This window comes from Flavobacterium ardleyense (genome assembly GCF_033547075.1).
GTDB classification, from domain to species: Bacteria; Bacteroidota; Bacteroidia; order Flavobacteriales; family Flavobacteriaceae; genus Flavobacterium; species Flavobacterium ardleyense_A.
The window spans coordinates 395,146-418,684 of record NZ_CP137891.1 but is presented as its reverse complement, the minus strand read 5'-3'; the positions used below and the strand labels follow the sequence as shown (position 1 = coordinate 418,684).

General features: G+C 37.3%; 17 protein-coding genes, 3 tRNA genes, 1 pseudogene and 1 riboswitch. Of the genes and pseudogenes, 17 read left to right on the top strand and 4 right to left on the bottom strand.

Annotated features, from left to right (window positions below; genetic code table 11):
• Positions 1-9 precede the first annotated feature (9 nt).
• From SBO79_RS01815 to SBO79_RS01790, 6 genes are all read left to right on the top strand, one after another.
• The gene (locus SBO79_RS01815; RefSeq protein ID WP_318641333.1) at positions 10-381 is read left to right on the top strand and encodes an RNA-binding regulator; all 372 of its coding nucleotides are present in this window, start codon (positions 10-12) and stop codon (positions 379-381) included.
• A 1,008-nt stretch (positions 382-1,389) separates the two neighbouring features.
• Positions 1,390-5,964 carry a DNA polymerase III subunit alpha gene (dnaE, locus tag SBO79_RS01810; RefSeq protein ID WP_318641332.1) on the top strand — a complete coding sequence of 1,525 codons (4,575 nt, stop codon included), beginning with the start codon at positions 1,390-1,392 and terminating at the stop codon, positions 5,962-5,964.
• Between the two features lie 153 nt (positions 5,965-6,117).
• On the top strand, positions 6,118-6,435 hold the full coding sequence (gene trxA, locus SBO79_RS01805) for a thioredoxin (protein WP_318641331.1): 318 nt from the start codon (positions 6,118-6,120) through the stop codon (positions 6,433-6,435).
• 112 nt (positions 6,436-6,547) lie between these two features.
• Positions 6,548-7,474 carry a DUF58 domain-containing protein gene (locus SBO79_RS01800; RefSeq protein ID WP_318641330.1) on the top strand — a complete coding sequence of 309 codons (927 nt, stop codon included), beginning with the start codon at positions 6,548-6,550 and terminating at the stop codon, positions 7,472-7,474.
• Positions 7,475-7,561: 87 nt separating this feature from the next.
• Positions 7,562-7,635: transfer RNA gene (locus SBO79_RS01795), tRNA-Asp, on the top strand.
• Between the two features lie 204 nt (positions 7,636-7,839).
• Positions 7,840-7,913, top strand: a tRNA-Asp gene (locus SBO79_RS01790).
• Positions 7,914-8,135: 222 nt separating this feature from the next.
• On the opposite strand, the gene SBO79_RS01785 is transcribed toward SBO79_RS01790, so the two are convergent.
• Positions 8,136-8,636, bottom strand: a complete 501-nt coding sequence (locus SBO79_RS01785) for a DUF456 domain-containing protein (protein WP_318641329.1) — start codon at positions 8,634-8,636, stop codon at positions 8,136-8,138.
• A 78-nt stretch (positions 8,637-8,714) separates the two neighbouring features.
• Here SBO79_RS01785 and SBO79_RS01780 point away from each other — a divergent pair, with 78 nt between their 5' ends.
• Positions 8,715-9,200: a hypothetical protein gene (locus SBO79_RS01780; protein WP_318641328.1), complete on the top strand. Its 486-nt coding sequence runs from the start codon at positions 8,715-8,717 to the stop codon at positions 9,198-9,200.
• Between the two features lie 186 nt (positions 9,201-9,386).
• Here SBO79_RS01780 and SBO79_RS01775 read toward each other — a convergent pair whose 3' ends face one another.
• On the bottom strand, positions 9,387-10,520 hold the full coding sequence (locus tag SBO79_RS01775; RefSeq protein ID WP_318641327.1) for a glycosyltransferase: 1,134 nt from the start codon (positions 10,518-10,520) through the stop codon (positions 9,387-9,389).
• The gene (locus SBO79_RS01770; protein WP_318641326.1) at positions 10,517-11,452 is read right to left on the bottom strand and encodes a hypothetical protein; all 936 of its coding nucleotides are present in this window, start codon (positions 11,450-11,452) and stop codon (positions 10,517-10,519) included. The genes SBO79_RS01775 and SBO79_RS01770 overlap by 4 nt, the downstream gene beginning before the upstream one ends.
• On the opposite strand from SBO79_RS01770, the gene ruvC reads away from it, so the two are divergent.
• From ruvC to SBO79_RS01730, 8 genes and pseudogenes are all read left to right on the top strand, one after another.
• Complete coding sequence (ruvC, locus tag SBO79_RS01765) at positions 11,452-12,030, top strand: crossover junction endodeoxyribonuclease RuvC (protein ID WP_318641325.1); 579 nt, start codon at positions 11,452-11,454, stop codon at positions 12,028-12,030. The genes SBO79_RS01770 and ruvC overlap by 1 nt on opposite strands.
• Positions 12,031-12,081: 51 nt before the next feature.
• Positions 12,082-13,209 carry a radical SAM family heme chaperone HemW gene (gene hemW / locus SBO79_RS01760; RefSeq protein ID WP_318641324.1) on the top strand — a complete coding sequence of 376 codons (1,128 nt, stop codon included), beginning with the start codon at positions 12,082-12,084 and terminating at the stop codon, positions 13,207-13,209.
• A gap of 303 nt (positions 13,210-13,512) precedes the next feature.
• Positions 13,513-14,298 (top strand): cyclase family protein, encoded by a 786-nt coding sequence (locus SBO79_RS01755; protein WP_318641323.1) that lies wholly within the window; start codon positions 13,513-13,515, stop codon positions 14,296-14,298.
• A gap of 5 nt (positions 14,299-14,303) precedes the next feature.
• Positions 14,304-14,675: an MmcQ/YjbR family DNA-binding protein gene (locus SBO79_RS01750; protein ID WP_318641322.1), complete on the top strand. Its 372-nt coding sequence runs from the start codon at positions 14,304-14,306 to the stop codon at positions 14,673-14,675.
• Between the two features lie 21 nt (positions 14,676-14,696).
• Positions 14,697-15,431 (top strand): PH domain-containing protein, encoded by a 735-nt coding sequence (locus SBO79_RS01745; protein WP_318641321.1) that lies wholly within the window; start codon positions 14,697-14,699, stop codon positions 15,429-15,431.
• Positions 15,432-15,652: 221 nt separating this feature from the next.
• Entirely contained in the window at positions 15,653-18,460 is a 2,808-nt protein-coding gene (locus SBO79_RS01740) for a TonB-dependent receptor (RefSeq protein WP_318641320.1), read from the top strand.
• 68 nt (positions 18,461-18,528) lie between these two features.
• On the top strand, positions 18,529-19,518 hold the full coding sequence (locus SBO79_RS01735; RefSeq protein ID WP_318641319.1) for a metallophosphoesterase: 990 nt from the start codon (positions 18,529-18,531) through the stop codon (positions 19,516-19,518).
• 1 nt (position 19,519) lies between these two features.
• Positions 19,520-20,579 (top strand): annotated as a pseudogene (locus SBO79_RS01730) (phytase).
• A 99-nt stretch (positions 20,580-20,678) separates the two neighbouring features.
• Here the strand turns inward: SBO79_RS01730 and SBO79_RS01725 are convergent.
• Positions 20,679-22,073: a dipeptidase gene (locus SBO79_RS01725; RefSeq protein ID WP_318641318.1), complete on the bottom strand. Its 1,395-nt coding sequence runs from the start codon at positions 22,071-22,073 to the stop codon at positions 20,679-20,681.
• A 115-nt stretch (positions 22,074-22,188) separates the two neighbouring features.
• Here SBO79_RS01725 and SBO79_RS01720 point away from each other — a divergent pair.
• A tRNA-Leu gene (locus SBO79_RS01720) sits at positions 22,189-22,273 on the top strand.
• An 859-nt stretch (positions 22,274-23,132) separates the two neighbouring features.
• Positions 23,133-23,229: riboswitch (TPP riboswitch) on the top strand.
• A 63-nt stretch (positions 23,230-23,292) separates the two neighbouring features.
• Positions 23,293-23,499, top strand: coding sequence for a sulfur carrier protein ThiS (thiS, locus tag SBO79_RS01715; RefSeq protein WP_318641317.1), 207 nt, complete (start codon positions 23,293-23,295; stop codon positions 23,497-23,499).
• Positions 23,500-23,539 lie beyond the last annotated feature (40 nt).

Genomic DNA, 23,539 nt, shown 5'->3' with positions numbered 1-23,539 from the left:
AAAGGACCTATGAATATTTTTGTTGGAAGCCTTCCATTCAGTATTGAGGAAGCAGATTTAAGAGAATCGTTTGAAGCATACGGAGCAGTTGACTCTGTAAAAATTATCACTGATAAATTTACTGGAAGAAGTAAAGGATTTGGTTTCGTAGAGATGCCAAATGACGAAGAAGCTCAAAAAGCTATTGACGAATTGAACGGTGCTACTGTTCAAGGTCGTGCTATCGTTGTTAACAAATCTGAGCCAAAACCAGAAGGTGAAAGAAGAAGCTTCAATAGCGGCGGTGGTCGTGGTGGAGATTCTCGCGGTGGTTACGGTGGCGGAAACGGTGGAAGCCGTGGCGGAGACAACCGTGGTGGTGGAAACAGAGGTGGTTACTAGCTAACAATCAATTTTTTCGCAAACGCGATTCTATATTATAAGGTTATTCTGTAGCATTACGATATATAGTATAAAACCATTCATATATGTGAATGGTTTTTTTTTGGGGTAAAGTGAGGGGAATGGTCTTTTTGCGAACTAAGGTTATGAGTGCGAAGGAATGCAATTAGTTATGGCTTCTATTTTTAATTGCGATGATTTTTTAATATGCGAGCATTGCTTGTCGTGCGCACCCACCCCGCCTTGGGCCATCCACCTCGCCTTCGGGCATCCACCTCGTCTTCGGTCATCCACCCCGCCTTCGGGCATCCACCCCGCCTTGGGTCATCCATCTCGCCTTGGGTCATCCATCTCGTCTTGGGTCATCCATCTCGCCTTGGGTCATCCATCTCGTCTTGGGTCATCCATCTCGTCTTGGGTCATCCATCTCGCCTTGGGTCATCCATCTCGTCTTGGGTCATCCACCCCGCCCTTCGGGCACCCCTCCGTTGGAGGGGAATGGTTTGCGCACAAATGATTTGGGGAGTAAGTGTTGAATTTGGTAATTTTAGCACTTTTATCTAGACTATATTTAAAAGTATTATGAATACTAAGATATTATTCTTGTTTCTTAATTTGCCATCTATTTTCAATTCTACAGTCAATTTGATTTAACCTATCTTGACATATCTGCTGCGAGAGGGATGGTAGAGAAAATCCTTTCTTGTGGCTTTGCGCAGCGAAAGCTACAAGAAAGATTGGGAACGGACAGCCCGACCGGCGCCACATAAAATTTTAAATGTTTCCGGAAAAGTTCTGGCGCCGGTCTCGCCCAAAAAATTATAAAAATGATACTTGTTCCTAAAATCGAGTTTTTTTTACGCTTTCTTTGCTATTATTACGCATTTTTCAAGTCCTCTTCTTGTTTAGATTATTTGGCTTTTTTATCTCGGCGCAAATTCCCCTCCTAGGCAATTTTTAAATCTTTCAATCTTTCAATCTTTGAATTTCCTTTCGTAATTTTGCCCTATGTATATAATTTTTGACACAGAAACTACCGGATTACCTAAACGTTGGGATGCGCCAATTACTGATGTAAATAACTGGCCACGTTGTATTCAGATTGCTTGGCAGTTGCACGATGAGATGGGGAATTTAGTCGAACATCAGGATTATCTGGTTAAGCCAAATGGTTTTAATATTCCTTATGATGCCGAAAGAATTCACGGTATATCTACAGAACTTGCTGACGAGAAAGGTTTTCCGCTTGATGTTGTGTTGGAGAAATTTAATGCTGCATTGGCCAAAGCTAAATTTGTGGTAGGACAAAATGTGAATTTCGACCTTAATATTATGGGTTGTGAATTTCATCGTGCTGCAATGGCATCGCCACTTTCTACGATGGCAGTGCTTGATACTTGTACGGAAGTTACGGCCGGACTTCTAAAACTTCCAGGAGGTAGAGGAGGAAAATTTAAATTGCCAACTCTGACCGAACTACATCAATACCTCTTTGGTCAGCCTTTTGGTGAAGCCCATAATGCCGTTGCCGATGTGGAAGCGACTACAAGATGTTTCTTGGAGCTGATTCGACGGCAGATTTTTACAAAAGAGCAACTTCAGGTCACTGCAGATTATTTTAATAATTTCTTGAGAGTCAATCCTTCTGAAATAAAATTAGTTGGACTAAAACCAACGAATCTTAAGAAAGCTTCTGATACAATTAGAGCTCGTTTGGCGAAATCTCAAGCTTCATCGACTGTTGTTACAGAAGATAAAGAAACGATCGAAGCACTACAAGAGGCTAGTTTTGTGCATCTTCATAACCATACGCAGTTTTCGGTTTTGCAATCAACCATCAGTGTTCCCGCGCTTGTGGCTGCTGCTGCAAAATTTAAAATGCCTGCGGTGGCAATGACAGATCACGCCAATCTTATGGGAGCATTTCACTTTGTGCGAGATATTCTAAATTATAACAAAACGGCTGATGCGAAAAATAAAGTTTCATTAGCAAATGGTGAAGAGCCAACAGCTATTGAAATGAAACCTATTGTTGGTTGTGAGTTTTTTGTCTGTGAAGATCATTTAGATAAAAGCCGAAAAGATAACGGATATCAGGTTGTGTTCTTGGCAAAAAATAAAAAAGGCTATCATAATTTGGCCAAAATGTCGTCCATCGCATTTACACAAGGTTTTTATTATGTTCCTAGAATAGACAAGAAAGTTATAGAGCAATACAAAGAAGATTTGATTGTATTGACTGGAAATTTATATGGAGAAGTGCCAAGTAAGCTTCTAAATATGGGTGAAAGTCAAGCTGAAGAAGCATTGCTCTGGTGGAAAGATACTTTTGAAGATGATTTGTATGTCGAGATTATGCGTCACAATCAGGAAGACGAAAATCGTGTCAACGAAAGTTTGATTTCGCTAGCCGAAAGCCACGACATCAAAATTGTTGCGACCAATAATACTTACTACTTAGAAAAAGAAAATGCCAACGCACACGACATTTTATTATGCGTACGTGATGGTGAAAAACAGGCAACGCCAATTGGTCGTGGTCGAGGTTATAGATTTGGATTACCAAATCAAGAATATTACTTTAAGTCTCCGGATCAGATGAAAGAGTTGTTTCAGGATATTCCTGAAGCGATTCTTAACCTTTCCGAAATTGTAGATAAGATTGAAATTTATAGTCTTGCTCGCGAAGTTTTGCTTCCTAAATTTGATATTCCTGAAGAGTTTTTTGTTGCCGAAGATGCAGTCGATGGAGGCGTAAGAGGTGAAAATAAATACTTAGAATTTCTTACCTATCAAGGTGCAGAAAAACGTTACGGAATTATAACCGATGAAATTCGAGAACGACTTGATTTTGAATTATTGACGATTCGAAATTCAGGATACCCGGGTTATTTTCTAATTGTACAAGACTTTATTGCTGCGGCAAGGGCGATGGATGTGTCAGTTGGTCCCGGTCGTGGATCTGCAGCAGGATCAGTTGTTGCATATTGCCTGAAAATAACCAATATTGACCCGCTGAAATACAACCTGCTTTTTGAGAGGTTTTTGAATCCTGACAGGGTTTCGCTTCCCGATATCGATATTGACTTTGACGATGAAGGTCGTAGTAAAGTTATGGATTATGTGATCGAGAAATATGGTTCAAAACAAGTAGCTCAGATTATTACCTACGGTCGAATGGCAACAAAGTCGGCTATTCGAGACACTTCCAGAGTATTGGATCTGCCTCTATTTGAAGCGGACAAGATTGCTAAACTTATTCCAGGTATGATGCCTAGTAAGTGGAGTCTTGCTCGATTCTTTAAAGAAGATTTGTTTGCAATCAAAAAAGTAATGCGTCCAGAGGAATTTGAACGCATCGTCGAATTGATTGCGGTGGCAAATGAAGATAGCCTTGGCGGCGAAATGCTGATGCAGGCGCAGGTGCTTGAGGGTAATCTACGAAATACTGGTATTCACGCTTGTGGTGTAATTATCACTCCAAGCGATATTACAAATTTTGTACCTGTGGCTACAGCCAAAGATTCAAGTTTATATGTCACGCAATTCGATAACTCGGTAGTAGAAAGCGCTGGGCTTTTAAAAATGGACTTCTTGGGTCTAAAAACTTTGACGCTAATTAAGGATAGTGTAAAGCTAATTCAATATAGAACAGGAGTGCTTCTAGATCCTGATGAGTTCCCGATTGATGATGTAAAAACCTACGAACTATTCCAGCGCGGTGAGACTGTGGGGATCTTTCAGTATGAATCTCCAGGGATGCAGAAGTATATGAAGGAGTTAAAGCCTACGACTTTTGATGACCTTATTGCCATGAATGCGCTTTATCGTCCAGGTCCAATTGCCTATATTCCCAGTTTTATTAAACGTAAAAACGGCGAAGAGGAAATTGTCTATGATCTTGATGCCTGTGAAGAATTACTAAAAGAAACATACGGAATTACCGTTTACCAAGAGCAGGTAATGCTCTTGTCTCAAAAATTGGCTGATTTCTCTAAAGGTGATGCCGACGTTTTGCGTAAAGCAATGGGTAAAAAGCAACGAGATGTCCTTGATAAAATGAAACCTAAATTTATCAATCAGGCAGCAGAAAAAGGTCATTCAAAAGAGAAATTAGAGAAGATTTGGAAAGATTGGGAAGCTTTCGCTGAATATGCATTTAACAAATCGCACTCCACCTGTTATGCGTGGATTGCGTATCAAACGGCATATTTAAAAGCAAATTATCCTGAAGAATATATGGCGGCGGTTCTTTCAAACAATATGAATGACATCAAGCAAGTCACTTTTTTTATGCAAGAGTGCAAAAGAATGGGACTTGAAGTTTTGGCGCCAGATGTTAATGAATCTATTTATAAATTTACTGTAAACGAAAATAATGCTATTCGTTTTGGAATGGGTGCGGTCAAGGGTGTCGGGATGGGCGCTGTAGAAACAATTGTCAAAACCCGTCAGGCGGGAAGATATAAGTCCGTTTTTGATCTAACCAAAAGAGTCGATTTGCGAGCAGCTAATAAAAAAGCTTTCGAAAATCTAGTCCTTGCCGGAGGATTTGATTCTTTTGAAGATACTCACAGAGCCCAATATTTCCATAATGAAGGTGATGGAATTACTTTCTTGGAAAAAGCGGTGAAATATGGAGCGAAGTTCCAGGAGAATGAAAATTCTGCTCAAGTAAGTTTATTTGGAGAGTCGAGTGATGTGCAGATTCCTGAGCCAATTGTGCCGCCGTGTGAGGAGTGGAGCGCAATGGAAAAGCTCGCTAGAGAAAAAGAAGTTGTGGGAATCTATATATCTGGACATCCGCTGGATGACTTCCGATACGAGATTAAACATTTCTGTAAAGATAAATTAAGTTCATTTTCAGATTTGGGGCCACACGTCGGAAAATCTTTACAAGTTGCGGGCGTGGTGAGTTCTGTTCAATATCTAACTAGTAAGAACGGAAAAGATTGGGCAAAGTTTACAGTCGAAGGTTTTGATGATAGTCAAGATTTCAGCATTTTTGGTGAAGAGTATCTCAAGTTTAGGCATTTCCTTGTGGCAAAGAATTTTATATTTTGCAAGATAAACGTCAAACCAGGTTGGGCAAATAAAGAAACAGGAAAAATGTCAGATCCTAGAATTTCTTTTACAGAGATTTGTCAGCTTCAAGATTTATTAGAGTCTCAGGCAAAAAAGCTAACATTGAACCTTAATATTGAGCAGTTAAATTCGACTTTTATTCACGATTTAGGTGCTATTCTGCAAACATTTAGAGGCGATTTGCCAGTTTCATTTGATGTGATGGAGCTCGAGCAGATTACACCCGAAGAAAAAACTGCCGTTACAGCTGTTGTTCCAGAACTTGTTGCTGCGACAATGGGTGATGAAAGCGATGATGATGAATCATTAATCTTTGAAGATATTACCGAGGATGGTGAGGTAGAAACAGAGTTAAATTTTGTTGAAAGTATGGAGGCAGTCGAAACTGTAAAAATTGTAACCTCACTGCCAATGCCTAGCAGATTTTTAAAAGTAAAAATTTGTGAGCCACTTTTGGCTGCGCTTGAAAAAGAGGACATTAAGTATAAATTGAACTAGATAATGATCATCAGGATGCTAAAATTTATCTAGTAAAATTATTTATGAAGCTTAATTTAAGAAGGCCATATGGATTTTATTAACAGAATAGTAGAATATATTCCTTAAATTTGTTTCTTTCAAACGACAATTAACTTTAAAAAAATAATAATTATGGCATTAGAAATAACAGATGCAAATTTTGAAGAATTAGTATTAAAATCAGACAAACCAGTATTAGTAGATTTTTGGGCAGCTTGGTGCGGTCCATGTAGAATGGTAGGTCCAATCATTGATGAAATAAGTTCTGAATTTGAAGGAAAAGCTGTAGTAGGAAAGTTAGACGTAGATGCTAATCAAGAATTTGCTGCAAAATATGGTGTAAGAAATATTCCAACTGTTTTAGTTTTCAAAAACGGTGAGGTTGTTCAGAAGCACGTTGGAGTTTCTCCAAAACAAACCTATGCAGATTCAATTACTTCAGCGTTGTAATTCATCTCATATAAGATTTAAAAATGTCCGACAAATGTTGGGCATTTTTTTTGCCTTATAATTTCAACTGCAGTCACAGACACATTAGTTTTATCTGCTTATATTTGGATATATGAAAATCGAATCACAAATACAGACCGTTTCACAATTTGAACATTTAGAGCTATTAGCAAATCAGGTTGTCGAAGGATTTATTTCTGGAATGCACAAAAGTCCATTTCACGGCTTTTCTGCAGAATTTGCGGAGCATAAGGTTTACAATGCTGGCGAAAGCACAAAGCATATTGATTGGAAATTGTATGCTCGTACGGATAGATTATATTCTAAACGCTTTGAAGAAGAAACCAATTTACGGTGCCATTTAATAATTGACAATTCTTCGTCAATGCACTACCCAAAGTTAGGTAAGAATGATCAATTCTTTAAATCGAAAATTGGATTTTCGGCTTTGGCTTCAGCAGTATTGATGAATTTACTTAAAAGACAGAGAGACGCTGTTGGACTAAGTATTTATAGTGACTCGTACGAATTCTACGCATCCGAAAAAGGAAGTGGCAGGCAGCACCGAATGTTGCTGGATCAGCTAGAGAAACTTCTTGATACGCCCAAAGAAACAAAGCAAACAGATACTACCAAGTATTTACATCTTATTGCCGAAAAGATTCACAGACGTTCGATGATAGTACTTTTTACAGATATGTTTCAGTCAGGAGATCAAGAGGCACTCTTCAATGCTTTGCAGCATCTAAAGCACAATAAGCACAAAGTAGTTGTATTTCATGTATATGACAAAGAAACCGAAATGAACTTCGATTTTGATAGCGCTCCTCGAAAGTTCATTGACTTGGAATCTGGCGAAACCATTGACTTATATTCCGATTCAATAAAGGACGAATATGAGAAAAGAGTTAGCAGTTACTTTAAAGAGGTAGAGATGCGATGTGCGCAAAATCAAATTAAGTACGTTCCTGTATCGGTTTCAGAAAATTTTGAAAAAATAATGACCACCTATCTAGTAGAAAAACAGCGGTTTAAATAATAGAGCAAAAGTTTTTTAAAAATAAGTGTCAAAAGGTATTGCGCAAATCAAAAAGAGTCCTATATTTGCACTCGCAATAAGGCAGTTGGTTTGGTAGTTCAGTTGGTTAGAATACATGCCTGTCACGCATGGGGTCGCGGGTTCGAGTCCCGTCCAGACCGCTAAATTGAGTAGAAGCACTTCAGAAATGAGGTGCTTTTTTGCCCAATATAAGCACCAAAAGTAGTTGTGTTGTTTTGCCCAGAGATGGGCCGGTTTAGTAGTTAAACCAATGAAAAGCTTTCCACTTTGTGGATGGCTTTTTTGATTTTAAATGATTGGATATCTAAAAAGTGTAGTATATTTGCACTCGCAGAAATATAGTAGGTTTGGTAGTTCAGTTGGTTAGAATACATGCCTGTCACGCATGGGGTCGCGGGTTCGAGTCCCGTCCAGACCGCTACTTTTTACAAAAGCACTTCAAAATTGAAGTGCTTTTTTTAATTTAAGCAACTTTCACTCTATGTATGTCAAAAGATTATGTCCCCAAGAAGTTGTGCAAATTAAGAATTAAGATTGTTTTTTCTATGAAGTTGCTATTCCAAGCATACAACTCGTACTACCATCAAAATTACGAGCAAGCATAATAATACCAAAGCATTTAAAGGCGGTGGACTAAGTCTTAAAACAGAATCTCCCTGTAATCCCACACCACACCAATAAAAATCCCCAAGAAAATCACACAAACCAGAAATTGGATAAATGCTGATGCCAAAAATCCAATAAATGACCCCGTAGCTGCTTTAAAAGAATTGGTATGGCTTTGCTTAGAAAAAACAAATTCCCCAACAAAAGCTCCTATAAAGGGGCCAATGATCACTCCAAATGGAATAGGAGCAATCAAACCTAGTACAAGGCCGATATTGGTGCCCCAAATACCATATTTTGTACCTCCATACCGTCTCGTTCCCTTTGCGGGAACTACGTATTCTAGAATCGCAACTGTTAGTGCAACTGCTAGAGTGATGCCCAAAACCCAATAATTCATCGGAATTGATGGTGCCAAGTACAGCAACAAAAGTCCAATCCACGCTAATGGAGTTCCGGGAATTACCGGTAGAATACTGCCCGCAATCCCAGTAATTAGGCAACAAAAACCAAGAACAATTAGAAGTAAATCCATAAAATTTATTTTTAGTACTTTTGGCAATTAAAATTTGTATTTTTAAAGATACAAAAGTGTTTTTTCTGACACGACAATATGAGAAAAAAATATCTTTCAATTATCGCTTTTGCCTTGCTTTTTTGCTCCTGCGATTTTGCAGGCAATAAGGTGCCTAACAAAGAAAAGTTGCTTAAAGAAGAGCTTCAAAGTATTAATTGGAACGAAGTAGACGAATTTCCATCGGTTCCAAATTGTGAAACAATTGACGATGAAGCGTTGCAGCGACAGTGTTTTTTCGAATTCCTCACTCAAACTATTCAGCACAAACTCAATTTCGATACACTGTCGGTTTTGTATCCGGAACTCGACACTATTGAAGTAAAAGTTACGGTTTTCCCAGACTCGACCATCAAATTTGAACCCCATTTTCCGAAGGATAGCATCGCCTATGACACCATCAAAATAGATAGTATTTTGCGCCACCGACTGATCGATTTTCCCAAAATTCACCCAGCATTAAAGCGTGGGACTCCAGTAAAGACGCAGTTTATACTTCCGGTGATTCTTAAAATGGAACATTAGAATATTTTTTTGGAGCTTTATCCTGCTTTCTACTACAATCTGCAAGCGCAAATTCCTTGTGCACAATGCACGGCAAGGAGCTTCCGTTGGTCGCTCTTCCCGCACAGTGCACAATGTCATTTGGCACTTGCAGGATTTCCGCGACAATCAGGGCTAGGGCTCTAGGTTTCAATTGAAATATTGTTTCTAAAATTGACGACCTTTCCAATTGTACTTCATTCCAAAAATCAGAATATAAAATCCAATCAAAACACTGAAGAAAGGATAGATAATTGCCGAAAGAAACGGAATCATCACTTTTTCTGCTTTCAAAAAGTTATTCCCCAAAGTTAGAAGCCACAAGTCAACTAGGTACTTTACGATTATTATAACTGCCAGAATCTGTAATGGCAATAAGTTAAATACAGCCATAATTACACTCACAACAAACGAAAGATTTCCTATAAATACAAACACCGCGAGCATTTCGCCATATTCGCTTTGATAGGATGTGGCTTTCGAAGCCCAACGTACTCGTTGATTAAACAATCTCTTCCACGAAATTTCAGCCGAAGTTGTCACAATTGTGTCTTCAGATTTCAGGTATCGAACCTGCTGCGGATATTTGGCGAAAGCCTTTTGAAGCAAAAAAACATCATCGCCCGAAGCAATATTATTATCACTTTCAAATCCATTTAGTTCCTTAAAAAAAGATTTCTGATAGGCGAAGTTCGCGCCGTTTGCCATAAAAGCATTGTTCAAACCAAAACTTCCAATCGTGGTTGCTTGCAAACTAATCAGATCTATCTGTTGAAAACGTTCAAGAAATCCTTTTGCTTTTTCATAAACTACCGACGATGCAATCATCTTCACATCATTTTTCTGAATATAATTGTCATAAGTGGAGATAGACTTTTCATTCCACCTGCAGTCGGCATCAGTGGTTATAATCCACTCATATTGTACAATCGGAATCGCCCGGTTTATCGCATCTTTCTTGGGAGAATTGCTCATCCTCACATTTTCGATCATTGTGGTGGCAATTGCAGTATTCAGCATTCGCCATTTATTAATGATTGAAGCAGAATTATCGGTCGAATCATCATTCACAAATATTATTTCGAATAGAGAATATGGATATTTTATATTTTCGAAACTTGTTAAGAGCTCAGAAATACTTTCGGCTTCATTTCGCAAAGGAACAATTACCGAAAATCTAGTTCTCGCTTCAGAATTATCAGCTTTAAAAGTTTTAATCTTATTGAAGCCCAAACACAATCGCACGATGCTGAAAATATAGCAGACGATGTAAAATCCAATTAGCGTATAGAGTACAATCATTTCAGTTTGAATTTCATGACATAAAAACTTCCGATTACAACGGGCAAAACCACATTTAGAAACCACATAATCGTAGTTACTAAAATTGGAATCCAATCTTCAACCCCAAGTGGAGCAAAGAATAATAAAGCGACACTTCCCTTAATTGCAAAGTCAAACATTTGAAATGCTGGCAATGAAGATGACAGAAAATATACCGCCGTGATCGCCGCCATCATTGTAAAGTATGGCAACTCAACCCCGAGTAGTACAAAGAGTAATAAATTTTGATGCGAAAATATCATATAACGCGAAATAGCCAATCCTATATTTTTCCTGTGAATTTTCTTGGGAATTGCATTTATCTTTTCGAAAAGTTTTTGAATTGAATACCCGCGAATTTCAATTCTCTGTAAACTAACAACCAATCCTATAATTACTGCAAGAATTCCAAAAGCTAGCAGTAACTGAGTGTTCGAAATTATTTTGGTAATTTGATTAAACCAAACCAAGCCTGCAATTCCGAAAAGGATTGATAGAATCATCTGAATTCCGTTGCAAACCAGATTTAAAAATACAATTTCTTTGGTCTGCGTTTTTGGATAGAATAACGCTTTTCCAGCATATTCCCCAATTCCGTTTGGTGTAAAAATCGATAGTGTAAGAGCGGCCAAGACTTGCTTGCTTGCTTCGCCAATCGAAATTTTCTTGATGGTAGAAATAAGGTTTTGCCACTTTATAATTTCGAGAAATCTATTTAGAAAACTCAGCAAAAGCAAGATAAAAATTGCTGTAAAACTAAAGTTACTTTGAATCTTTTCTAGAAACAAACCACTTTTTACCGCTTCATCATTGGCGAGTTTATAGTAGATAAAATAAAATGCCGCCGCCACAACCAAAAGTTTGGCGACAACGGCCAAGAATTGTTTAGCTTTGTGAGAAATTAAAATCATTGCTGCAAAATAAGGAAATAAAATCGGTAAACGAGCGCATCATTTTAGGAATAGATCCTGGGACTACAATTATGGGTTTTGGAATTATAAAGATCGTGCAGAAGAAGATGGAATTCGTCCAGCTCAACGAATTAATTTTGAATAAATACGACGACCATTATCAGAAATTGAGAGTGATTTTTGAACGTACAATCGAACTTATCGAGACGCATCATCCAGACGAAATCGCGATTGAAGCACCCTTCTTTGGTAAGAACGTACAGTCAATGTTAAAATTAGGAAGAGCGCAAGGCGTTGCAATGGCGGCGGGACTTTCGAGACAAATTCCGATTACTGAGTATGAACCGAAGAAGATAAAAATGGCAATTACCGGAAACGGAAATGCTTCCAAAGAGCAGGTTGCCAAAATGCTTCAGCAATTATTGGGTTTGAAAACACTTCCAAAAAACTTAGATAGCACTGATGGTTTAGCGGCTGCGGTTTGTCACTTTTTTAATTCGGGAAAACCAACCGGTGAGAAAAGCTATACTGGCTGGGACGCTTTTGTAAAACAAAATGAAGACAAGGTTCGGAAGTAATCTCGAAATCAAAATTCATTTAGAACTATTCTTTCAACTCCACAAAATTCTATGGCTGGTATTTATATTCATATTCCTTTCTGCAAACAAGCGTGTCACTACTGCGATTTCCACTTTTCGACTTCAATGAAGTACAAAACAGAAATGGTTGAGGCATTAGCGCTAGAAATTACGATTCGTAAAAATGAAGCAGTAAATGAAAAAATTGAAACCATCTATTTCGGCGGAGGAACGCCATCGGTTTTGAGCAATGATGAAATCATTTTTCTGATCGACAAAGTGTATCAAGAATATGATGTTGTAGATAATCCTGAAATTACCCTCGAAGCAAATCCAGACGATTTAAGTCCTGAGCGAATTATAGAGCTTTCTAAAACACCAGTAAATAGATTGTCAATTGGGATTCAGTCATTTTTTGAAGAAGATTTAAAAATGATGAATCGCGCGCACAACGCCGAAGAAGCATCAAAATGCTTGGAAGCGGCGGCAAAGTATTTCGATAATATTTCGATTGATTTGATTTACGGAATTCCTGGAATGTCATTAGTGCAGTGGGAACAGAATATCGAAAAAGCGCTTTCGTTTGGCGTGCCACATATTTCGACTTACGCACTAACTGTCGAACCTCGAACTGCACTTTTTCAACTTATAAAAGAAGGAAAGATCGAAGCGCCAAAAGATGAAATTGCTCAGGAACACTTTGCTTTTTTGATGGACAAATTAAAAGAACGAGGATTTATACATTACGAAATTTCGAATTTTGGCAAAGAAGGTTACTTCTCTCAGAACAATTCAAGTTACTGGTTGGGCAAGAAATATATCGGAATTGGCCCTTCGGCACATAGTTATGACGGAAAATCCCGCTCTTGGAACATTCCGAATAACGTTAAGTACATCAAAGGAATTACATCTAAAAAACGAGATTTTGAACAGGAAATCTTGAGCAGTCAAGATCGTTATAATGAAACCGTAATGACGGGACTTCGAACTATTTGGGGAATTTCACTTTCAACTATTCAGAATAACTTTGGAACTGAAATTTCGGATTATTTAATAGATCGCGCTCAAAAATTTTGCGATGATGGTTTACTTGTTTTAGAAAATGGAATCTTAAAGACTACAGCAAAAGGAAAATTTCTCAGCGACGGAATTGCTAGTGATCTTTTTCTGGTGGAATAACGTTTCTTTTTTACTCTTAAAATTTCATATTCACTTTATTCACGATATTTGAATTGAAAATAAGTGCCCTAGCCCCGATTGTCGCGAAAATCCTGCAAGTGGCAAATGACATTGTGCACTGCGCAGCAAGAGCGACCAACGGAAGCTCCTTGCCGCGCATTGTGCACAAGGAATTTGTGCTTGCAGATTGTAGTAGAAAGCGGGATTTAGCTCCTGAAAAAAAATCTTACTCAATAGGAGAATTGAAAAGTTGAAACTTCTTTATAATTTTTATCTTTGATAAGCAGTAATCCCAATAATTTTATGAAAGCACAGATTCGAAATTTTAGAGTAGACTTGTCGAAACCGCTGGATATTTCCATTCCGATTACGGCTGATGGCGAAAATCCGATTGCGTGGTATATTGAGCAGCCGAAAATTGAGCCTCAGGTTTTTGGCGAATGGGTCGGGAAAGTTTCGGAAGGGAGCAGTACGAATTTTAATAATATTTTCTTTAATCCGCATGGGCACGGGACGCATACCGAATGTGTTGGGCATATTACGCGAGAATTTTTTAGCATAAATAAGTGTCTAACACAGTTTTTTTTCCTCGCTGAACTACTTACAATTCAACCAGAAGAACGCGAAGGAGATCTGGTTATCAGTAAAAAACAGCTGATGTTGGCACTTGAAAAGTCAAATTCTCAAGATCATTTTGAAGATACTGAGGCTTTGATTATTCGAACACTTCCAAATTTAAAATCAAAAAAGAATAATAATTATTCCAATACAAATCCGCCATATCTGACTGAAGATGCTGCGAATTTTTGCAAAAAGAGTGGAATAAAACATCTGTTAGTTGACTTGCCGAGTGTGGATAAGGAGAAAGATGATGGGAAATTATTGGCTCATAAAGCGTTTTGGAATGTTACAGATGTTGACAATTTGAATTCCGATGCGAGAATGGATGCCACTATAACCGAAATGATTTTTGTGAGAGATGCTATTGAAGACGGGACTTATTTGCTGAATTTGCAGATTGCCTCGTTTGAAAATGATGCAAGCCCGAGCAAACCAATTCTGTATAGAATTGAAACGTTGCATTACTAAGATTTATGAACATTGAAGTATTATATGATTTTTGCGCTTCGTTAAAAGGCACGAGTGAAGCTTTTCCGTTTGATCAAGATACTTTAGTTTTTAAAGTCGGCGGAAAAATGTTCTGCTTGACTGGACTTGATAGTTGGGAAAAAGGTAATCCCGCTATAAATTTGAAATGCGATCCAGAAAAAGCGATTGCACTCAGGCAGGAATATGAGGCGGTCGCGCCCGGTTATCACATGAGCAAGGTGCATTGGAATACGGTTGCAATCAATCAAGATGCATCGGATAAGTTGGTTTTGGAATGGTTGCAAGACTCTTATAATTTAGTTTTTGTGAGCTTGACCAAGAAGATTCAAAAGGAAATTGAGGAATTAGGAAAATAGAAAAAATAAAAGCTACGAGCGATGTTAGATAATTTAAAAAAGATATTAAACGAAGATCAAGATCCAAAGGCGATTGAAAAAATTAGCGCAAAGCTAGAAAGTTTGCTAATGAAATCTGAGGAAATAGGATATATTGCGGTTCAGAAAATGCCGGCGATGACCATACTTCCCGATAGTATTGTGGTAACAAATAAGCGAATTATTTTGTGCCGACCAAAGAATTTAGGCTTGTCGATGGAATTCATAGATTATGACTGGGAAGATGTAAATGCGTCGTTTGTAAAAGAAGGAATTTTGGGCGCTGAATTCACATTTACTACAAAATCTGATATTACTCATACAATGGAATATCTGCCAAAAAATCAGGTTCGGAAATTATATACTTACGCCAAAGAACGACTTGAAGAATTAAAAGCTCCAAAACCAAATTTGGCCGCCGACTCTCCAATTGAGGAAGAAATCAGCGTTTTTGAACTTCCAATTGAGCATGATGAGAAAGAACCTGAAGTTATTGAAGTCGAGGAAGTAGAAGCGGAGGAAGTGACGAATTTCGCTGAAATAATTCCATCTACTTCTTATGAACTTTACGAAGAACCAAAAACGGAATCTACAAATGCGGGCGAGAAACGTTTGACAGATTTATCGCAAGACGAACTTTTTGACAAACTTCAGAATTACAAAAGGCTTTTGGATAATGGATTGATTATGCAAGGCGAATATGATCGATATAAAAAAGAGATTTTGGCTTTGATGTAGACTGTAATACTTTATTTGTAGAACTGCTTGGTTAATTTGGAGCAGTTTTCATTAGAAGAAAAAAAATCCATTCTGACAAAGAATGGATTTTTGTGTTTTACACCATTTTTGATTTAACATATTGTGAATTTTCTTAACCGCTAATTAATTCTAACTGATATTTAGCTTAACACAGTGATTCTAGATTTGCATCAGAAATTAATTAATTTATTAAATCAACAATGGAGAAGATTTACTTATTTGCATTACTCTTTTTAACAACATTATTTGGATTCGCACAGAAGGGTATCGTGTCTGGAAAAATTCTGGATTCTGAGGACAAACTTGCATTGCCTGGAGCGATAATTACTATTCACGAACAAAAAAAATATACAATTTCAGACCATAACGGTAGTTTTGAATTTTTAAATGTATCGGAAGGAACTTTTGAAATGGAGGTTACATATATGGGCTATTCTTCTTCTGTTCAGACAATTGTTGTGAGCAACGGCAGAAATACTGTTATAAATTTCGAATTAGGTTCGGGATTGGAGCTTGATGAGGTCATTATTGGTGATGCATTGAAGGGACAAGCGAAAGCATTAAATCAGCAGAAAAATAGCAGCACAATTGGGAATATTATTTCGTCCGATCAAGCAGGTCGCTTTCCAGATGCAAATGTCGGCGATGCACTTAAACGGGTTCCAGGAATAACGATGCAAAATGATCAGGGCGAAGCTCGTAATATCATTATTAGAGGATTGGCACCATCTTTAAATTCGGTTACGCTAAATGGTGATCGAATTCCATCTGCTGAAGGAAACAACAGAAATGTTCAAATGGATTTGATTCCGTCAGATATGATTTCAACAATCGAAGTCAACAAAACTTTAACTCCCGATATGGATGCAGATGCTATTGGAGGATCGGTGAATTTAGTAACTCGAGCAACTCCAAATGGTGAGCGAATCTCCGCAACTCTCGCTGGAGGTTTTATGCCAATCCGTGAAAAAGGCACTTATACGGCAGGATTTGTCTATGGAAACCGTCTTTTTGATAGTAAGCTTGGAGTGGTTTTTAGCGGATCTTATAACAACAATACCTATGGTTCTGACAACATCGAAAATGTTTGGACTAAAGACAAATTTGGGAATGACTATTTATCAAAAGCTGAAATAAGAAAGTATGATGTGCAAAGGATACGACGTAGCGGCGCACTTTCATTAGATTATAAATTTAATGATAACCATACTATTTTCGCAAACGCCATCTACAACTGGAGAGATGATCGTGAAAATCGTTTTAGAACTACATACGATGATATTAAACCGATCTATCAGGGAGAATCAATAACCGGTTTTGATGGAAGAGTTAAGAGACAAACCAAAGGTGGCGCAGATAATAGTCGCAATAAAAATACAAGGTTAGAAGATCAGAGAGTTCAGAATTATGCCTTGAGAGGAGAGCATTTAATCAGTTCTAATTTAGATTTAGATTGGACATTAAATTATTCCAAAGCTAGTGAGTTCAGACCGCAGGAGCGTTATATCGAATATCGTCAAAAAGGACTAGGGCTGACTCAAGACTTATCCGATAATTATTTTCCATTAATATCTACAACTGGTGAATCTCTGGATAAATTCAAATTAAATTCTGTTACCGAGAATACCAACAATACTAGCGAGGACGAACTAGGAGCAAAATTAAATTTCAGATTTCCATTTTCGGTTATTTCAGGAGAAAAGGGTCGAATTAGAACGGGTTTAAGAATGCGATTAAAGGAAAAATCGAGAGATAATAACTTTTATTCATTTGATCCTTTGAATGATCATCTTTCAACGCTGTCAGCTGTACCAACAGATTATTTTGACGGAGTTGGATTTAATCCAGGTTCAAAATATGTTGCAGGAACTTTTGCTTCAACGTCATTTTTAGGAAATTTAGATTTGGAAAATGGAACTTTGTTTGAAAAGGACTCAGATGCATCTAAATTTCTAACGCAAAATTATAAAGCAAAAGAGCAACTACTTGCTACATATATTAGATGGGATCAAGATATAAATGAAAAATTAACGATGATCACCGGAGTTCGAATTGAAAACACAAATATCGATTATACCGCAAATCGCGTTTTGGACGAAGATCAGATTGAAGATGTGATAACGACCAAGAATTCATATACAAACATTTTGCCGAGTCTTACGTTTAAATATAATACGACGGAAAGTTTGGTTTTGAGAGCCGCTTTTACAACCGCTTTGGCAAGACCCAACTATTACGATTTAGCGCCTTTTGTGAATAATAACGCTGCCGAAATGCAGATCTCAGCAGGGAATCCGAACTTGAAAGCGACAACCTCATTTAATTATGATTTTATGGCGGAAAACTATTTTAAATCCGTTGGTCTAATTTCGGCGGGAGCATTTTATAAAAGTCTAAATAATTTTATTTATAAATATAGCAGTCAGTCTTTTACTTCTGTAGATTTTGGAAATAGCTTTCCAGAGCAGATTAATCCAATTCCTAGTGGCGAAAACTGGAGTTTTGTGCAATCTAGAAACGGAGATAATGTGAATGTTTACGGATTTGAAGTTGCCTTTCAGCGACAGTTTGACTTCTTTGAAAACAAGATTTTAAAAGGATTTGGAGTTTATATCAATTACACCTTTACACAGTCAAAAGCTAAGGGAATTGCAGATGAAGATGGAAATGAAAGAGCAAATGTAAGCTTGCCTGGTACAACTCCTCATATGTTCAACGGTTCACTTTTTTGGGAAAATAAACGATTCTCCGCAAGAGTTTCTACCAATTTTACTTCTGATTATTTAGACGAGCTAGGACCTGACGCTGACCGAGATTCTTATTATGATAAACAGTTTTTTGTAGATGCAAATGCATCTTTCAAAATTACTAAACAACTTCGGCTTTTTGCGGAAGCGAATAATCTAACAAATCAGCCATTACGCTATTATCAAGGAGTTAAACAACATACGCAGCAAGTAGAATATTACCAAGCTCGCTACAATGTGGGATTGAAATTAGATTTTTAATAATTTATTTATAAATAAAAAAGTGGAATAGTAGTAAAATGCTGTTCTGCTTTTTATAATTCACAAAAATGAAAAATATAATTTTAATTTTTTTATCGGTATTATTTTTTAAAACTGTTAATGCTCAGGAAGTTCAGCAAAAGGAATTATCGGGATATTCCGAAGGTTACATTTCTAACTTACAAAAGGTTGATAATAGTCTAAATTTTTTATTGATGGGTGATTTCGGTCGCTATGGTCAGTTTCATCAAAAAGAAGTAGCAAAGCAGATGGGAAAAGCCGCCGCTACAATTGAATCTGAGTTTGTGATAACTGTAGGAGATAACTTTTATCCAAACGGCGTTCAGAGCACTAAAGATTATTCTTGGACTGCCTCTTTCGAGAATATTTACACTGATTATAGTTTGCAAAATAATTGGTATGCAACTTTAGGAAATCACGATCACAGAGGAAATGTGCAAGCTCAGATTGATTATTCAGATCACAGCCGACGTTGGCATATGCCTTCCACATATTATAAAAAGGAATTCGAATTGGAAGATGGAAACAAGGTTTTAGTTTTATTTATGGATACTTCTCCATTTATCGAAAAGTATTATGATGCAGATTCTGGAATGAGTGAATCTATGAAAGCTCAAGATACTACGACTCAAAAAAAGTGGTTGTTAAAAGAATTAGCGACAACTGACAAGAAAGTAACGTGGAAAATTGTTGTGGGTCATCATCCTTTGTATAGTGGCGGAAAACGTAAGAGTAGTGCTGAAACTAAAAGTTTCGAAAAGAATTTTGCAGGTGTTTTCGATAAGTACAAGGTAGATGCTTATTTCTGCGGACACGAGCACGATTTGCAAATTATAAAGCCAAAAGGACGGTATACAACCCAATTTCTGTCAGGATCAGCCTGTACCGTTCGTCCTAGTGGAGCAAGAGAAGGGACACTATTTTTTGCCGAAAAAGCTGGTTTTATGACTTTTTCAATAACCAATTCAAAATTATTTGCACAAGTCGTTGATGCCGACGGAAATATTTTATATAAAACGCTAATACAAAAGCAGTAGGATGAGAAATTTATATAAAATAGCAGTTACAATTGGACTTTTCGCATCGATATCTTGTAGTGATAAGCTTGTTTCAATCCGAAAAGATGCTTTAAAACCAACTATTATTACCCAAAAATTACCGCACGACACAGACGATCCTGCCATTTGGATTAATCCGGTCGATGCTTCAAAAAGTTTGATTATAGGAACAGACAAAGACACAGAAGGTGGTTTGTACGCCTTTGACTTAAAAGGAACTATCGTTGGCAAATCTCAAGTATTGAAGCGACCTAATAATGTGGATGTCGTTTATGGTTTATTTTTAAATGGGAAAAAAATAGATATTGCCGTTACGACAGAACGTGAAACAAATAAAATTAGAATCTTTACTTTGCCAGAATTAAAGGCTATTGACAACGGCGGAATATCTGTTTTTGAAGGAGAAGACCTGAGAGCCCCAATGGGAATTGCAATCTATACTAGAAAAACTGATAATGCGATTTTTGCAATTGTAGGTCGAAAAAATGGACCTTCTGGAACTTATTTATGGCAATATCAACTCAGCGATAATGGTAAAGGAGAAGTTCAGGCGAAAGTTGTTAGAAAGTTTGGGAATTATAGTGGTAAAAAGGAAATTGATTCAATTGCAGTTGATAACGATTTGGGATTTGTCTATATACTCTGATGAGCAATTCGGAATCCGTAAATATTATGCCGATCCAGCACTTCAGGACAATACAGAACTTGCTATTTTCGGACAGGGAGATTTTGTAAGTGACAATGAAGGAATTGCGATTTATAATACTTCAAAAACCGAAGGCTATATCTTGGTTTCCAATCAGCAGGCAAATACTTTTATGGTGTATCCAAGAGAAGGAGCAAAAGGAAATAAAAATCATCATTCAGTAATAGCCGAAATACCAACAAATACGATTGAATGCGATGGAGCAGACGTGACGAATCTTAATTTGGGGGGAAGTTTTTCACAAGGATTATTTGTTGCAATGAGTAACGGCAAAACTTTTCACTATTATAGTTGGGAAGAAATTCAAAAATTAATCGATTCTCAAAAGAAATAATCAAGTTTCAAATCTGACTAAATTTCAAAAAATATTAAACAAAAAAAATCCGTTCAGTCTCAAACCGAACGGATTTTCTATTTATAAATGCGGAAGATTTTACTTACTCATCTCCACAAAATACTTATAAAACAACGGAATAGTTTCAATTCCTTTCAAGTAATTGAAAATTCCAAAATGCTCATTTGGCGAGTGAATCGCATCGCTATCAAGACCGAATCCCATCAAAATCGTTTTGCTTTTCAGTTCTTTTTCAAATAATGCCACAATTGGAATACTTCCACCTGAACGGACAGGAATCGCAGGAACACCAAAAGTTTCAGTATATGCTTTATTCGCTGCTCTGTATCCAATACTATCAATTGGAGTTACATACCCTTGACCACCGTGATGCGGAGTAACTTTTACAGTAACCGCGTCAGGCGCGATACTTTCAAAGTGCTTCTGAAACAATTCAGTAATCTCGTGATGATCTTGATTTGGAACCAGTCGCATACTAATTTTGGCGAAAGCCTGACTAGCGATAACCGTTTTGGCACCTTCACCAGTATAACCACCCCAAATTCCGTTTACGTCAAGCGTAGGACGGATCGAGTTACGCTCGTTTGTAGAATATCCTTTTTCGCCATAAACATTCTTGATGTCAATAGATTTCTTGTAATCTTCAAGATCAAAAGGCGCTTTTGCCATTTCAGCACGCTCCTCAGTCGAAAGCTCTTCTACATTATCGTAGAAACCAGGAATCGTAATATGATTATTTTCATCGTGCAACGACGCAATCATTTTCGCTAAAATATTAATCGGGTTCGCTACTGCACCACCGTATAAGCCAGAATGTAAATCACGATTTGGACCTGTAACTGCCACTTCTACATAACTAAGACCTCTCAATCCAGTAGTAATCGAAGGCTGTTTATTCGAAATCATTCCAGTATCCGAAATCAGAATTACATCATTTTTCAGTTTTTCTTGGTTGCGCTCCACAAACCAGCTGAGACTCGTAGATCCAACCTCTTCTTCACCTTCGATCATGAATTTCACGTTGCAAGGCAGCGTATTACTCTTGATCATATATTCAAAAGCCTTTACGTGCATATACATTTGCCCTTTGTCATCACAGGCTCCACGAGCAAAAATAGCACCTTCAGGGTGAATTTCAGTTTTCTTAATCACAGGTTCAAACGGAGGAGAAGTCCACAATTCTAATGGATCTGCCGGCTGAACGTCGTAATGTCCATACACCAAAACCGTTGGCAGGGCAGGGTCTATAATTTTATGTCCATAAACAATTGGATATCCAGGCGTATCACAAATTTCCACCACATCGCAGCCAGCTTTTTCAAGGCTCGCTTTCACCGCATCGGCCATCTCAATTACATCTTGGGAGTAGGTAGCATCAGCGCTTACGGATGGGATTCTCAAAAGTTCCATTAATTCATCAACAAGTCTGTCTTTATTTTCTTGAACATATTTGTTTATTTCGTTCTTTTCCATTGCTTATTTTTGATTTTTTGTTGTCCCTCAAAATTAGCGAAAAATAATTTAAAATTTTTTTCAAAAAAACGTTTTGCAATTAAAAAACTTGTGTATATTTGCACCACAATTACACGCGGATATGGTGAAATTGGTAGACATGCCAGACTTAGGATCTGGTGCCGCAAGGCGTGTAGGTTCGAGTCCTATTATCCGCACCAAAAGCTTCTCAACTGAGAAGCTTTTTTTATTTATAGATGTTTCCAGCCATGATTTGAAGTTCTACCCCATTTGTTTTTACCGACATTTTGCCGACAATTTCCATTTTTATAATTATTTGGGTGTTGCGTCGGCTAGAAATTCCCTGCTAAAATTCAAATATACGTTAAGCCGCCGCCGGGCTGTCCACTATATCTTTACTGCCACAACGATTAGTTTTCAAAATTCAAATTTTTGTTGGGCAGTAAAGGATGCCGCTCCCATCCCTAACACAAAATGACTTCGCTGTAGATTGTAAAAGGTAACATTCAGAATTAAATTTATTTTGACTTAATGTCCAATAAAGAGGATGAGATTTCTCAAGCATCATATAATTTGATAAAAATCATCTCAGTAGATTTTTTTAGAATAGGCAGATGATCTTTCCAAATGTTTAGAATTCCTCCAAATATTAACTTGACGAATATTAAAGTAGCACAGTAATTCTTGAACCCAGCGGGATCACATGTTTATAGAAGATAATTTGCGTAAATCTTCTACGACCCCGTAGGTGGTCGCACCTTTACGATTATCATAAATCCCCAATTATCAAGTTGTCAAATATTTAAATACCACTTTTATTTATAATCTCGCATTCATCAAATGCTTATAGAAAATAATGTTGCATATATTTCACATGAAATAATCTTAGTCAAACCTATTTTTAATCCAAAAATTATTAAAGTAAAAAGCCAAAGGATTTTGTTTCAAAAAGTCTTTTTTACAGCACTAAATACCCGACTTTCTAAGCTTTCAATTAGCGAAATTTCATAAAATCCAAAAATTGAGTTTGTTTTTACCAATTATATTCCTTTATATTTGTCCCGACTTTAGGGGTGTCTACAAAATGTAGGCTGAGATTTTACCCTCTGAACCTGATGCAGTTCATACTGCCGTAGGGAAAAGTAAGATGACTCGTTATGCGCATTCGTGTGCACTTCTGTAGCCATTCCTAAAGTTTTTATACCTAAAAAAAACTGGAATGGAACTTACAATCAACAATCAACTAAGACGTTTTCCCGAACAAAATCTGAGTATTCAGGATTTGATGAACATCGAAATGCCCGAAAAACAAGGTGGCATTGCTGTCGCTGTAAATAATACTGTGATTCCCAAAGTTCACTGGGCAAATCATAACCTCTCTTCTTCAGATTCTATTCTAATTATTACTGCCACTCAAGGCGGTTAGTCTTTTTACGTACCTGTACTATTAAATAAAAATATAAAAA